Below are 14,276 nucleotides of genomic sequence, written 5' to 3' on the forward strand. Positions count from 1 at the left end.
TGGGGCACTTTTTAAATGTTGTTCCGGGTCCCTTTTCAAGTGTTAGCTACAGATTTGAACACACACGAACCCTCCACCCGATAAAGATCTTGAATTTCTCGGGTGATTTTCGGGCGTATAAGTTTTCCTCGTTCAGGCTTCTTACACCTCCGATACATAAATGTACTTCCTCGCCGTTCATCATTCTGCTCATGGAACGGATATGAAAACAGAAAGCCATACGTTGATAATAGATGGTCTCGTCCTCCGGTCTAAGCTCTTCTTTCCTTTTTGTCAATGCTCCCGGAACCCTGCCCAGGATTTTATGTGATACTCTGATTTCCGTGTTACCAAAGTTCTCTCCGGTAAAATATACTTTCGCGGCATCCTCTACCTGGTGGATAAATTTCTGGTGGCTGATTGTAAGCTGGTTATCCCCAAAACTAGGGACAATACAGTTCCTTTCAAGTTCTTCAAGTGTAATACCCGAAGTGTTACTCTCAATAAAATTAGGATGCTCTTTCTGTTCTTCTTCAGATACGATTACAGCATCTTCGATATTAACTGCATCCATCATTCTTGTTACCATTCCGATTGTTCTTGGAATGACAGTAAGTTCATTAGTCATTGTTTCCATACTCTTGTTATTTTTTAGTCGGTTAATAAAATGCGATGAAAAAACAAAAAGCCAAGAGGTGTCATTTCTTTGCTTTTATGAATATACCTCTTAGCTTCTTTATTCCTTTGAGTATTGAAGTTGCTACCTCCAATACGGTTATTATTACGTCCGCTTTCTTGTCATAATCCATTCATCAGACGTACTATCAGTTTTCAGTCGCAGCATCAACGGCCTTGACTTCACCCGTGGCAATCTTCTTTTTTCCGAATTTGCCACAATACTTTTCTGCAAGCTCGATTACTACGGAACCTGCCACGATAATCTCGGTCACATAAGCTGCGACCTTCAATCCTTTAATTAAATTTCCCATGTCTCTTAGTTTTAAATTGTTAGTAATTATGTTTCTATTCTCTATTTCTCTTATATACTTTTCTCATATATAAGGCTTTGAAGGGAAATCAAGGAAGGGGAGAAGAAAAAAATAGACCAATCTTTCGACTGGTTGTGATAGTTGAACCGTTGTAAATAGCTCCTCGCATTTACTTGGCCTATCATGCGGCATACATTCTTTCGTGGGGAACTTTATGTCTTGTCCACATACTGAAATTGCTACGCATCATCGAATCTACATGCTTATCCATCTTCTGAAAATAAGTGTGACCCGGTAATTGTTTTTATCATTAATGCTTGAAGCCGTACGCACTCTTCATTGCAGTGCTGAATAATGCTCCAAGCTATCTTATCATATATAAGAGTTTGAGGGGATTTGAAAAGGAAAACTGACTATAAAAATTACTCGATAGAAGGCACAGATTAATAATAAAAGTATTATTTTTGCAAATGAGAATTAGACATATAGGAATTAACTAATTAGCAATAATTCCAAATAAAGATTTAGTATTAACAAGCAGCATTATACTATAGGTAAACCATAGTGTAAACCGAAAGAGATGCAATAGAGTATATACAATTGATAATCAGCCGTTATCAGTTTATCTCTCGCGAAGTCTGGGGGGCGTGTGGTCGCAAGTTCGAATCTTGTCATCCCGACTGTTGAGCATTAAGGAGTTAAGTCTAAGACTTAACTCCTTAATTTTTATAGTATTTCTTAATGACAGACTTGCTGCCATAAATATGCTGAATATGTACAAAAAGAAGACGGTGCCTATTCGCTTCAGCGGGAATAGCTCATCAAATTACTGGAATTCTCGTAAGAAATCTCTATTTTTGCACTTTAAACAAGAAAAATTATGGGAGCAGCTAAATGGATAGGCGGCATCATCGGCTTCATGGCCGGAGGACCGCTGGGAGCCTTGGCAGGTTTTGTATTCGGTTCATTGTTCGACACCGATTCAAATGACGCAGGCAGTTATTATGGAGAAGCACCAACGCACGGCACTACCTATACCGGGCAACGGAACAGTTTCCTCTTCTCCATGCTCGTGATGGCTTCGTACATTATCCGTGCAGACGGGCGCATCATGCATAGTGAAATGGAATTCGTCCGCCGCTTTCTGAGAAGCACATTCGGTGAGGCTGCCGTGGGCGAGGGAGAACGGATATTACTCAACCTCTTCGAACAGCGCAAGCAGATGGACAGACAAAACCCACTGACATTTAAAAACACCATCCGTGACTGTGGAACGCAGATTGCCGCCAACCTGACATACGAGGAACGCTTGCAACTGCTGGTATTCTTGGTAGAAATTGCCAAAAGCGACGGACACGTCTGCAACGAGGAGATAGAAGCCTTGAAAGAAGTGGCCATGTACATGGGACTATCCGTCAAGGAAGTGGAATCCATGCTTAACCTAGGCGGTAGCTCACTGAACGAGGCCTACAAAGTACTTGAAATTGAACCCACTGCCACCAATGACGAAGTGCGTGCCGCTTACCGCCGCCTAGCCTTGAAACACCATCCCGACCGGGTGGCAACGCTGGGCGAAGACATCAAGAAAGCCGCAGAAGAGAAGTTCCAAAGCATCAACAATGCCAAAGAACAGATATACAAGGCACGAGGTATGAAATGACGTACCTCGCTCCTTGCCTTGTGGACAGCATCATGACGTTTATAAACATTCTATATTAACATCAACCCACACACTTATGAAGAAAACCCTTGCAATCCTTGCACTAGGCCTTACTGCCATTGCCGGACATGCCGCCACGCCGCTCTGGATGCGCGATGTGCAAATCTCTCCCGACGGTACGGAAATCGCATTCTGCTACAAAGGAGACATCTACAAGGTGCCGGCCAAAGGTGGAACCGCCACACAGCTTACTACCCAAGAGAGCTACGAATGTACCCCCATATGGTCGCCGGACGGCAAACAAATAGCCTTTGCCAGCGACAGATACGGCAACTTCGACGTATTCGTGATGCCGGCAGACGGCGGAACCGCCCAACGGCTCACTACCCACTCCACCGGTGAGATACCCTCCACATTCACTCCGGACGGAAAGTATATCTTGTTTTCCGCCTCCATCCAGGACCCGGCAAGCAGCGCTCTTTTCCCCACTTCGGCCATGACCGAGCTTTACAAAGTACCTGCAACGGGAGGGCGTACGGAGCAAGTGCTGGGCACCCCTGCCGAAGCGGTCTGCTTCGACAAGGCGGGCCATCAGTTCCTCTACCAAGACCGCAAGGGATTTGAAGATGAATGGAGAAAGCATCACATCTCCTCCATCACCCGCGACATCTGGCTGTATGATGCAAAGACGGGTACCCATACCAACCTCACCGACCGCGCGGGCGAAGACCGCAACCCGGTGTTGTCACCCGATGGAAGAACGGTTTACTTTCTGAGTGAGAGAAACGGCGGCTCATTCAACGTGTATGCCTTCCCGCTGGCACAGCCCCGAGAGGTGAAGCCCATCACCAGCTTCAAGACACATCCCGTGCGCTTCCTCTCCATGAGTGACGGCGGGACGTTGTGCTACAGTTACGACGGCGAAATCTATACCCAGCAGCCGGATGCCACCCCGAAGAAAGTCGCCATAGAACTGGTGCGCGATGACCGGCCGCAATTCGCCAACCTGCAGTCTTCCGACGGAGCCACCTCTGCCGTTGTGTCCCCGGACGGAAAACAGATTGCCTTCACGCTGCGCGGAGAAGTCTTTGTCACTTCGGCAGACTATGCCACTACCAAGCAGGTGACGCACACACCGGCACGCGAAGCGGGCCTCTCCTTTGCGACGGACAACCGCACCCTGGCCTACGCCAGCGAGCGAGGCGGCAACTGGCAGCTCTACCTTGCCAAGATAGCCCGCAAGGAAGACCCTAACTTCCCGAACGCCACGCTGATTGAAGAAGAAGTGCTGCTGCCCTCCACCACCGTGGAACGTGCCTATCCGCAATTCTCGCCCGACGGCAAGGAACTCGCCTTTATCGAAGACCGCATCCGGCTGATGGTGCTCAATCTGGAGACGAAGAAGGTGCGCCAGATTACGGACGGCTCCACCTGGTACAGCACCGGCGGAGGATTTGACTACGCATGGTCGCCGGACGGTAAATGGTTTACACTTGAGTTCACGGGTAACAAGCACGACCCCTACTCCGACATCGGCCTGGTCAGCGCAGAGGGAGGCAAAGACATCATCAACCTCACCAATAGCGGCTACATGAGCGGCTATCCCCACTTTGCGCTGGACGGCAACGCCATCCTTTTCACCACCGAACGCTACGGCATGCGTGCCCATGCCTCATGGGGCTCGCTGAACGACGCCATGCTCGTCTTCCTCAACCAAGACGCCTACGACAAATACTGCCTGAGCAAAGAAGACTACGAACTGCGCAAGGAGCTGGAGAAGGAACAAAAGAAGTCTGCCGGAAAAGACACCCCCCAAGACAAAAACAAGGATAAAAAGAAGAAAGACGACAAGAAAGACAGCAATGCTGACGAAAAAGATGACCAGCCGAAAGACATCGTCGTAGAGCTGAAAGGCATCGAAGACCGTGTGGTGCGCCTCACCCCGAATTCTTCCGACATGGGCAGCACCATCATCTCCAAGGATGGCGAGACACTCTACTACCTGGCAGCCTTCGAAGGCGGCTACGACCTCTGGAAGATGAATCTGCGCAAGAAAGAGACCCGCCTGCTGCACAAGATGGATGCCGGATGGGCGGACATGCAGCTGGACAAGGACGGCAAGAGCCTCTTCCTGCTGGGTAGCCACAAGATGCAGAAAATGGACACTTCATCCGACGCGCTGACCCCCATCACCTTCCAGGTAGATGCCAAGATGGACCTGGCTGCGGAGCGCGAATACATGTTCGACCACGTGTACCGCCAACAGCAGAAGCGATTCTACAATACCAATATGCACGGAGTGGACTGGGACAAGATGACCGCCGCCTATCGCCGCTTCCTGCCCCATATCGACAACAATTATGACTTTGCCGAACTGCTGAGCGAATGGCTGGGCGAGCTGAACGTATCTCACACCGGCGGCCGTTTCTATCCCAAAGGGCAATCCGAACCTACTGCCAGCCTGGGACTGTTCTTCGACTGGAACTACACGGGCAAGGGCATGCTCATTGCCGAAGTAGTGGAGAAAGGCCCCTTCGACACAGCCAACACCCGGGTGAAAGCCGGCACAGTCATCGAAAAGATAGACGGCGTGGAAATCACCCCCGATGCGGACTATTACACGCTGCTCAACAACAAGGCACGGAAGAAAACACTTGTTTCTCTCTTCGACCCGCAGACCAAGGAGCACTGGGAAGAGGTCATTATCCCCATTACGAACGGTGCGTTCAGCGATTTACTCTACAGCCGCTGGGTGAAACAGCGTGCGGCAGACGTTGACCGATGGTCGGGTGGCCGATTGGGTTACGTGCACATCGAGTCTATGGGAGACGACAGTTTCCGTTCCGTCTACTCGGACATCCTGGGAAAATACAACAACCGCGAAGGCATCGTCATCGACACCCGTTTCAATGGCGGTGGACGCTTGCACGAGGATATAGAAATACTTTTCAGTGGACAAAAATACTTCACCCAAGTGGTGCGCGGTCGCGAGACGTGCGACATGCCCAGCCGCCGCTGGAACAAACCCTCCATCATGGTGATGTGCGAGGCCAACTACTCCAATGCGCACGGCACGCCGTGGGTTTACAGCCACCGCGGACTGGGCAAGCTGGTAGGCATGCCCGTGCCGGGAACCATGACCAGCGTGTCGTGGGAACGCCTGCAAGACCCGTCATTGGTATTCGGCATCCCCGTCGTGGGCTACCGCCTGTCGGACGGCAGCTATCTGGAGAACTCGCAGCTGGAGCCGGACATCAAAGTAGCCAATTCACCCGAGACCATCGTGAAGGGAGAAGACACACAGCTGAAAGCTGCCGTAGAGGAACTGCTGAAGGAACTCGAAAAATAAGTACCGCCCTGCCCCACGCAGGAATACCGGTCATATAGGCCGATATATATATTAAGATGATGTGTCAAAACGGTTGATGGCACATCATCTTTTTTTATATGCCACAAGGAAGCAAGACTTTTTCTATCTCACTTTTTTGCACTATCTTTGTGACATAAATTCCTAACTCTTTAACTGATTATGTTTGCTGACTTGTTAAACTCCTCCTATTTCGCGCTCTTTCTCATTGTGGCTTTAGGCTTCATGTTGGGAAGAATCAAGATTAAAGGGCTTTCGCTCGACGTCTCCGCCGTCATCTTCATTGCCCTGCTGTTCGGACACTTCGGTGTCATCATCCCCAAAGAATTAGGAAACTTCGGACTGGTGCTCTTCATCTTCACCATCGGCATCCAGGCCGGTCCCGGATTTTTCGACTCCTTCCGGAGCAAGGGCAAGACGCTTATCATCATCACCCTGCTCATCATCTGCTCCGCCGCCCTGACGGCAGTAGGACTGAAATATGCCTTCGACATCGATACTCCCAGTGTCGTGGGACTGATAGCCGGTGCCCTGACCAGTACGCCGGGACTCGCCGTTGCCATTGACAGCACCCATTCCCCACTGGCATCCATCGCTTACGGTATTGCCTATCCTTTCGGCGTTATCGGCGTGATTCTCTTCGTTAAGCTGCTGCCCCGTATCATGCGCATCGACCTCGACAAGGAGGCGCGCCGGTTGGAGAAGGAACGCCGTAGCCAGTTCCCGGAACTGACAACCTGTCTGTTCCGCGTAACCAACCCCGCCGTCTTCGACCGGAGCCTGATGCAAATCAATGCGCGCGCCATGACCGGAGCCGTCATCTCACGCCACAAGCACAACGAGCAGATAGCCATCCCCACCGCCCAGACCATCCTGCACGAGGGAGACTACATACAAGCCGTGGGTAGCGAAGAGGCCTTAAACCAGCTCGCCGTCCTCGTGGGCGAACGCGAAGAAGGCGAACTGCCACTCGTAGACATGCAGGAGATTGAATCCCTGCTGCTCACCAAGAAGGATATGATAAACAAGCAGCTGGGCGACCTCAACCTGATGAAGAACTTCGGCTGCACCGTCACCCGCATCCGCCGAAGCGGCATCGACCTCTCCCCCTCGCCCGACCTCGCCCTGAAATTCGGCGACAAGCTGATGGTGGTGGGCGAGAAGGACGGCATCAAGGGAGTGGCACGCCTGCTGGGCAACGACACCAAGCAACTGTCCGACACCGACTTCTTCCCCATCGCCCTGGGCATCGTGCTGGGCGTGCTCTTCGGCAAGCTCAACATCTCCTTCTCGGACAGTCTGTCGTTCTCTCCGGGACTGACGGGAGGCATCCTGATGGTCGCCTTGTTCCTGAGCGCCATCGGAAAGACCGGCCCCATTCTGTGGTCCATGTCCGGCCCTGCCAACCAACTGCTGCGCCAGCTGGGACTGCTGCTCTTCCTTGCCGAAGTAGGGACATCGGCAGGACGGAATCTGATGGCCACGTTCCAGGAAAGCGGCTGGCTCTTGTTCGGCGTAGGCGCCGCCATCACGCTGGTGCCCATGCTGGTGGCAGTATGCGTAGGCCTGTTCGTGTTCAAGATAAACATTCTCGACCTGCTGGGCACCATCACCGGCGGCATGACCAGTACGCCCGGCCTTGCCGCCGCCGACTCCATGACGGACAGCAACATACCGAGCGTGGCCTATGCCACGGTATATCCCATTGCCATGGTGTTCCTCATTCTGATAATCCAGGTGATAGCCTCCGCAGTCTATTGACGCATGAAGACGTACAGCCGGACAGAAACCATCGCCCGCATGAACGCACTGGCCGGAGCCAATGTGCCCTTCCTCTTCATCGTAGACTACGCGCAAGAGCAGTCGCACATTGAGCCCCTCGACCGGATAGACCCCGCCACCTGCCTTTTCCAATTCCCGAAGGCAGGCAACACGGAGACGGCTGCAACAGCCCTTGCCAGAAGCACAGCCGCCCGATGCGCCGGCCCTATCCAGTGGGACATCACTCCCCCTTCCCCCGCCGCATACAGACATTCGTTCGACCTCGTGAAGCAAAACCTGCTGGCAGGCAACAGCTACCTGACGAACCTCACTTGCCGGGTACCCGTCACCACCAATCTGACACTGGAAGAAATATTCCTTCGCTCCGAAGCCCTCTACAAGCTGTGGCTGAAAGACCGTTTCGTCTGCTTCTCCCCCGAAATCTTTGTCCGCATAGCGGAGGGCAAGATAAAGTCCTTCCCCATGAAAGGCACCATCGACGCCACCCTGCCCGATGCGGAAAGCATACTGCTGAACGATGCCAAGGAAGCCGCCGAGCACGCCACCATCGTCGACCTAATACGCAACGACCTAAGCATGGTGTCGGCGCATGTAGAGGTCGCTTCCTACCGATACATAGACCGCCTGCAGACCAACAAAGGCCCCATCCTCCAGACCAGCTCCGAGATATGCGGCACCCTGCCCGGAGACTACACCGCACACCTGGGCGATATCATCTTCCGGCTGCTACCTGCCGGTTCCATCACCGGCGCACCGAAACCCAAAACCGTAGAAATCATCGCCCAGGCCGAGGACTACCGCCGGGGCTTCTACACCGGCATCATGGGGCATTATGCCGACGGACAGTTGGACAGCGCCGTCATGATACGCTTCATCGAGCAAGAAAACGGCCGGCTCCACTTCAAAGCAGGAGGCGGCATCACCGCCAAAAGCCGGTGGGAAAACGAATACAACGAAGTAATACAGAAAATATATGTACCTATTTATTGAAACCATACGCATCGACCACGGAAGAGTCTGCAACCTTTCCCGCCACAACCGGAGGCTGAACGATACCCGCGCCCACTTCTGGCCGGAAAGCACACCGCTGCAACTGTCCGATTATCTGTCATCCCCCGGCGATGCCTGCCCCACAGCCGGGGCGGATATCGTCAAGGCACGCGTAGTGTATGGTGAAAAAGGTATTGAAGACGTCAGCTACTCCCCCTACGCCGTGCGGCACGTGCATTCGCTGGCACTGATGCAGGCCGATACCATCGACTACACCTACAAAAGCGCCGGACGCGAACCGCTGAACCGCCTCTTTGCCCTGCGTGGCGCATGCGACGACATTCTGATTGTAAAACAAGGCCTGCTGACAGACACCTCCATCGCCAACATCGCCCTTTCCGACGGTATCCACTGGTACACGCCGGCACATCCCCTGCTGAAAGGGACCAAACGGGCAGCCTTGCTGGAAGAAGGAATCTTGCAGGAAAAAGACATCAGACCGGAAGACTTGCCTTCATTCTCTACCGTCAGACTGTTCAATGCCATGATTGACTGGGGAGAACTGGAACTCCCCGTACGGAACATCATCCCGTAGTGCCTCTACTCGTGCATATCGTTGAGATGTATCTCCAACGACTTCACCGATATATATATTTCGTACACCGATATAGCCAGCGAAACAATCAGCAATATCAGCGCCAAACCGAAGATATAGACCGAAAACAGATGGAGCCGGATATAGATAAAGAACATGCTGACCACACACAGCAGCAGGCTGCCGATGCCCGCCACCTGCATGGCACGCGTCAGGTAGAGCCGCTTCCTCAGGTTGGCAATCTGCGCCGCCTTCACCGAAGACGGGTTCTCCATGTACTGTTCCTTCAAGGTGCGCACCAGTTGGGCATAGGACAAGAAACGGTTGGTATAGGCCAGCATAATCAGCGATATGGCCGAAAACAGCAAGGCGGGGGTGGTTAAATCTATTTCCATAAGAATGATGCTTAATTATATCTATCCGTCCCGATAGCAGGACTTACCTCCGCAAAGATAAACGAAAGATTGAAACCACAGAAACAAGTTTCCTTTTTTCCATTTCCCAAAGATTTATCCTACTTTTGCAGTGACAATAAAAAACTCCTTACCACCGTAACTTAACAAATACGACCATGCGATATACCATTTCTGCCCCTATCGCCCTGCATGCCGCCATACAACTCCCGGCATCCAAAAGCATCAGCAACCGCGCCCTCATCCTCCACTCCCTTGCCCATGGCAATATCCTGCCCTGCAATCTGAGCGACTGTGACGACACCATGGTGATGACCCGTGCCCTCGACGGAAATCCCGGACATATAGATATCCTTGCCGCCGGCACCGCCATGCGTTTCCTCACCGCCTACCTCAGCGTAACTCCGGGCACCCGCATCATCACCGGTACACAACGCATGCAGCAACGCCCCATCCGCATACTGGTAGACGCCCTGCGGAAGCTCGGCGCCCAGATAGAATACGTCGGAAACGAAGGTTTCCCCCCCTTGCGCATCACCGGAACGGAACTGACCGGCAGCGACATATCCCTTGCCGGTAACGTCAGCTCACAATACATATCCGCCCTGCTGATGATTGGCGCCGTCCTTCCCCAAGGCCTGCGCCTGCACTTGACGGGCAGCATCATCTCCCGCCCCTACATCAACCTAACCCTGCAACTGATGCGCGACTTCGGTGCCCAAGCCGACTGGACCTCCGAAGATTGCATCACCGTCAGCCCCGGCGGATACACGGATACCCCTTTCACCGTGGAAAGCGATTGGAGCGCCGCTTCTTACTGGTATCAGATGATGGCAATAGAGGGAATTAAAAATTATAAATTAAAAATTGAAGGAATCGAACTGCTCGGTCTCTTCGCCCACAGCTATCAAGGCGACAGCCACGGCGCGGAAGTCTTTGCCCGCCTCGGCGTCCATACCGAATATACAGACCGGGGAGTAAAACTGACCCGTAAGGGTACTCCCGCCACCCGTCTCGACGAAGACATGGTGGACATCCCGGACCTGGCGCAGACCTTTGTCGTCACCTGCTGCCTGATGGACATCCCTTTCCGCTTCACCGGACTGCAAAGCCTCAAAATAAAGGAGACCGACCGTATCACCGCCCTCATTACGGAACTGCGTAAACTGGGGTACGTCGTGCGCTCCGAGCAAGACAGCATCTTGTTGTGGGACGGCGAACGCTGCCCGGCAGACGCTGCAGCCGTTATCGCCACCTACGAAGACCACCGCATGGCCATGGCATTTGCCCCCGCCTGCCTTGTACTGCCCCAAATACAGATAGATGAACCACAGGTCGTTACCAAATCTTACCCTGCTTACTGGGAAGACTTGCAAAAGGCGGGATTTAAAGTCCGCCAAGATGCAATGCAATCTTAGAATAAAGCTTTTATTCCAAGAAATACAGCCTTTATTCTTAAGAATATAACCTTTATTCTTAGGAATAAAGGATACATTCTAAGATTAGGATGCATCCAAAGTAGTTTTATACTGCGTTCCAAGCAAGTAATGCCTGCGTCGGGTAGAAGTAATCTACTACCTGCAATCTGAATCATTATTTTGTCGTACAAAAAACAATATGTATCTTTGTCCGTTCTATTAATGGAACATGTTTTCAAGAAAAGGAAGCCCATGTGGATATTGATTATTAGCCTGATTGCCCTTGCCCTCGTGGCAGCCACAGCCGGAATTATACGCAACCGGAAACTGCAGAAGAAGATAGACCGCGGCGAACTGGACGCCATGCCCGAAGTGCAGGAAGTGGATGCCGAGTGCTGCGGACAGCATGAAATCTGCGAACGTGACAGCCTGCTGGCAGCCGTCAGCAAGCAAATAGAATATTACGATGACGAAGAACTGGACAAATACATCGGCACCGCTCCCGATGCCTATACTCCCGAGCAGGAAGACGAGTTCCGCGACGTGTTCTACACCATGCAAGACACGGACGTAGCCGGATGGGTGCGCAGCCTGCAACTGCGTGGCATAGCCTTGCCGGACAACATCAAGGATGAAGTGTTCCTCATCATCGGCGAACGCCGTCTCACCCCCCATTCCTAACACTCCACATCCAACTTTTAATTTTTAATTCTTAATTTTTAATTGAATAAATGGAGCTACTGCAATACACTTTTTTCCAACATGCCCTCATCGGCAGTCTGCTGGCAAGCATTGCTTGCGGGCTGATAGGCACGTACATCGTTACCCGGAGACTAGTGTTCATCAGCGGCGGATTGACGCATGCATCTTTTGGCGGTATCGGTCTGGGATTGTATACCGGCATTTCCCCCATTCTGTCGGCAGCCTTGTTTGCAGTCTTGTCCGCTTTCGGTGTAGAGTGGCTCAGCAAACGGAAGGATATGCGGGAAGACTCTGCCATTGCCGTATTCTGGACATTGGGCATGGCACTGGGCATCATGTTCACTTTCCTCTCGCCGGGATTCGCCCCCGACTTGTCCGCCTATCTCTTCGGCAACATTCTCACGATTACCTGGAGCGACATCGCTCTATTGGGAGGGCTCGCCGTCCTGCTGATACTGTTTTTCGCGCTGTATCTCCATCCCATCATCTACGTGGCTTTCGACCGGGAGTTTGCTCGCTCGCAAGGTATTCCGGTGCAGGTATTCGAATATGTACTGATGATGTTCATTGCGCTGACCATCGTGGCATGCTTGCGCATGGTGGGCATCGTGCTGGTCATTTCACTGCTCACCGTTCCGCAGATGACCGCCAACTTGTTCTCGCACCGGTTCCACCGCATCATCTGGCTTTCCATCGGCATCGGTTACCTCAGTTGCCTGGGCGGGCTGATGATTTCTTTCTACTTGAATGTCCCCTCGGGTGCATCCATCATATTCTTTTCCATCATTATCTATGCCATTTGCAAGACGGGAAAAAGTTTTTGGCTATATTTGCAACGCTAAATCAAAAGACACAATGGAAATCAAAATTCAGTCATTAGACCAGATTCACGAAGCCGCCCGCCAGTTCATCGCTGAAATGGGTGACAATACCGTCTTCGCCCTCTATGGAAAAATGGGGGCGGGCAAGACGACTTTCATCAAAGCCGTTTGCGAGGAATTGGGCGTTTCCGACGTCATCACCTCCCCTACCTTCGCCATTGTCAACGAATACCGTTCCGACACTGCCGGCGAACTGATTTACCATTTTGACTTCTACCGCATCAAGAAGCTGGAAGAAGTGTATGACATGGGGTACGAAGATTACTTCTACAGCGGCGCCCTCTGCTTCATAGAATGGCCGGAGCTGGTAGAGGAACTCTTGCCGGGCAACACCATCAAGGTCACCATCGAAGAAGTGGAGAACGGAGAGCGGAAAGTCACGTTAGAGAGCTTTGAATAAGGCATGCTTTTCCCCCGCTTTAATTTTTAATTCTTAATTCTTATTTCTGATGAGCCAATACATCGTTCAAGGGATTTTTGCCGTCGCAGGCATCATCGCCTTGCTGGCAGCCATATTGGACTGGAACTGGTTCTTTACTGCCCGAAACACCCAGTTTATCGTACAAAATGTAGGGCGGCGACAAACTCGCCTGTTCTACGGTGTATTGGGTGTCATTCTCATCGGCACATCCATCTTCTTTTTTCTGAATACGCCACCGGTTACATAAAAACAAGAAATCGCGGATGAAGCCATGCTCATCCGCGATTTTACTATACTTTTGATACAGACTATTCTTCGTCCAAAGATTCCGTATATTCCATCTCACCTTGTACGATGAAAAGGATTTCTTCCGGATCATAGTCACCCATCTCATCCTTATGGGCTTCCTTGACAATATAGTCCACGATTTTCCCCAAATCAATCTCGATGTACCCATCCGCATCCGGCTGCGCATCAAGGATGCCGCTCTCGGAATAGTACTCGTCAATCAAATCGAGAAAATAATAGAACTCGTCGTCAGAGAACTTCTCTTTCAACTCCTGCGGCAAATAATTCTTGATGTACTCGATGGTCTTTTCATCATCGACATCATTCTGCAAAAAATCGTCTTCCATTCCCATACTTACTATTGCTTAAAGGGTTAATGTTATTGACTATTTGACGATTTACTATTTACTATTTGGCTGCGCTATGATGCCGAAAGGTAAATCGTAAATAGTAAATCGTCAAATAGTACCTTATAATATCGCTTCTATCTTGGCCACGTAAGCAGATTTCGGAGCAGAACCTACCTGCTTGTCCACCAGCTCTCCATTCTTGAAGAACAAGACTGTAGGGATGTTGCGTATACCATATTCGGCAGCCACGTCACCGTTCTCATCCACGTCACATTTGCCAATGATTACCTTTCCTTCATATTCAGTAGCCAATTCATCGATGATTGGTCCCACCATCTTACAAGGGCCGCACCAAGGCGCCCAGAAATCCATAACTACCGGTTTTCCCTCTGCCAAGATTTCTTGAAAATTGCTGTCTGTAATTTCTAAAGCCATTTCTTT

General features: G+C 51.3%; 14 protein-coding genes and 1 pseudogene. 10 read left to right on the top strand and 5 right to left on the bottom strand.

All coding sequences use genetic code 11. The features are described from left to right. Positions 1–49: 49 nt before the first annotated feature. Both DWZ67_RS19005 and DWZ67_RS20200 read right to left on the bottom strand, forming a co-directional pair. A pseudogene (locus DWZ67_RS19005) lies at positions 50–616 on the bottom strand (DUF3871 family protein); the annotation flags it as partial. Positions 617–803: 187 nt separating this feature from the next. After that, positions 804–968, bottom strand: coding sequence for a hypothetical protein (locus DWZ67_RS20200; protein ID WP_165852493.1), 165 nt, complete (start codon positions 966–968; stop codon positions 804–806). Positions 969–1,848: 880 nt separating this feature from the next. Between DWZ67_RS20200 and DWZ67_RS19010 the strand changes: the two genes are divergently transcribed. The 5 genes from DWZ67_RS19010 (at position 1,849) to DWZ67_RS19030 (ending at position 9,362) form a co-directional block, all read left to right on the top strand. Further along, positions 1,849–2,628 carry a DnaJ domain-containing protein gene (locus tag DWZ67_RS19010; RefSeq protein ID WP_120139502.1) on the top strand — a complete coding sequence of 260 codons (780 nt, stop codon included), beginning with the start codon at positions 1,849–1,851 and terminating at the stop codon, positions 2,626–2,628. A 76-nt stretch (positions 2,629–2,704) separates the two neighbouring features. After that, positions 2,705–5,977, top strand: coding sequence for a S41 family peptidase (locus DWZ67_RS19015; protein WP_117681230.1), 3,273 nt, complete (start codon positions 2,705–2,707; stop codon positions 5,975–5,977). A gap of 180 nt (positions 5,978–6,157) precedes the next feature. Then, positions 6,158–7,756, top strand: coding sequence for an aspartate:alanine exchanger family transporter (locus DWZ67_RS19020; RefSeq protein WP_005824164.1), 1,599 nt, complete (start codon positions 6,158–6,160; stop codon positions 7,754–7,756). A 3-nt stretch (positions 7,757–7,759) separates the two neighbouring features. After that, positions 7,760–8,767 (top strand): aminodeoxychorismate synthase component I, encoded by a 1,008-nt coding sequence (locus DWZ67_RS19025; RefSeq protein ID WP_120139503.1) that lies wholly within the window; start codon positions 7,760–7,762, stop codon positions 8,765–8,767. Beyond that, a complete protein-coding gene (locus DWZ67_RS19030) occupies positions 8,751–9,362 on the top strand; it encodes an aminotransferase class IV family protein (protein WP_120139504.1) in 612 nt (203 codons plus the stop codon). The genes DWZ67_RS19025 and DWZ67_RS19030 overlap by 17 nt, the downstream gene beginning before the upstream one ends. 5 nt (positions 9,363–9,367) lie before the next feature. On the opposite strand, the gene DWZ67_RS19035 is transcribed toward DWZ67_RS19030, so the two are convergent. Beyond that, positions 9,368–9,757, bottom strand: a complete 390-nt coding sequence (locus DWZ67_RS19035; protein ID WP_117749395.1) for a DUF2721 domain-containing protein — start codon at positions 9,755–9,757, stop codon at positions 9,368–9,370. Positions 9,758–9,933: 176 nt separating this feature from the next. Between DWZ67_RS19035 and DWZ67_RS19040 the strand changes: the two genes are divergently transcribed. From DWZ67_RS19040 to DWZ67_RS19065, 5 genes are all read left to right on the top strand, one after another. Continuing rightward, a complete protein-coding gene (locus DWZ67_RS19040; RefSeq protein WP_120139505.1) occupies positions 9,934–11,193 on the top strand; it encodes a 3-phosphoshikimate 1-carboxyvinyltransferase in 1,260 nt (419 codons plus the stop codon). Between the two features lie 252 nt (positions 11,194–11,445). Further along, positions 11,446–11,874 (top strand): hypothetical protein, encoded by a 429-nt coding sequence (locus DWZ67_RS19050; RefSeq protein WP_035450311.1) that lies wholly within the window; start codon positions 11,446–11,448, stop codon positions 11,872–11,874. 50 nt (positions 11,875–11,924) lie between these two features. After that, positions 11,925–12,737: a metal ABC transporter permease gene (locus DWZ67_RS19055; protein WP_005824182.1), complete on the top strand. Its 813-nt coding sequence runs from the start codon at positions 11,925–11,927 to the stop codon at positions 12,735–12,737. Positions 12,738–12,750: 13 nt separating this feature from the next. Continuing rightward, entirely contained in the window at positions 12,751–13,176 is a 426-nt protein-coding gene (tsaE, locus tag DWZ67_RS19060) for a tRNA (adenosine(37)-N6)-threonylcarbamoyltransferase complex ATPase subunit type 1 TsaE (protein WP_117703512.1), read from the top strand. Positions 13,177–13,225: 49 nt separating this feature from the next. Further along, the gene (locus DWZ67_RS19065; protein WP_120139506.1) at positions 13,226–13,444 is read left to right on the top strand and encodes an immunity 17 family protein; all 219 of its coding nucleotides are present in this window, start codon (positions 13,226–13,228) and stop codon (positions 13,442–13,444) included. A 61-nt stretch (positions 13,445–13,505) separates the two neighbouring features. Here the strand turns inward: DWZ67_RS19065 and DWZ67_RS19070 are convergent, their stop codons facing one another. Together DWZ67_RS19070 and trxA are read right to left on the bottom strand one after the other, a co-directional pair. Then, complete coding sequence (locus DWZ67_RS19070; RefSeq protein ID WP_005824189.1) at positions 13,506–13,838, bottom strand: hypothetical protein; 333 nt, start codon at positions 13,836–13,838, stop codon at positions 13,506–13,508. A 117-nt stretch (positions 13,839–13,955) separates the two neighbouring features. Next, positions 13,956–14,270: a thioredoxin gene (gene trxA / locus DWZ67_RS19075; RefSeq protein ID WP_005824191.1), complete on the bottom strand. Its 315-nt coding sequence runs from the start codon at positions 14,268–14,270 to the stop codon at positions 13,956–13,958. Positions 14,271–14,276 lie beyond the last annotated feature (6 nt).

The sequence above is a fragment of the Bacteroides sp. AF34-31BH genome, from assembly GCF_003602795.1.
Classification (GTDB): Bacteria; Bacteroidota; Bacteroidia; order Bacteroidales; family Bacteroidaceae; genus Bacteroides; species Bacteroides uniformis.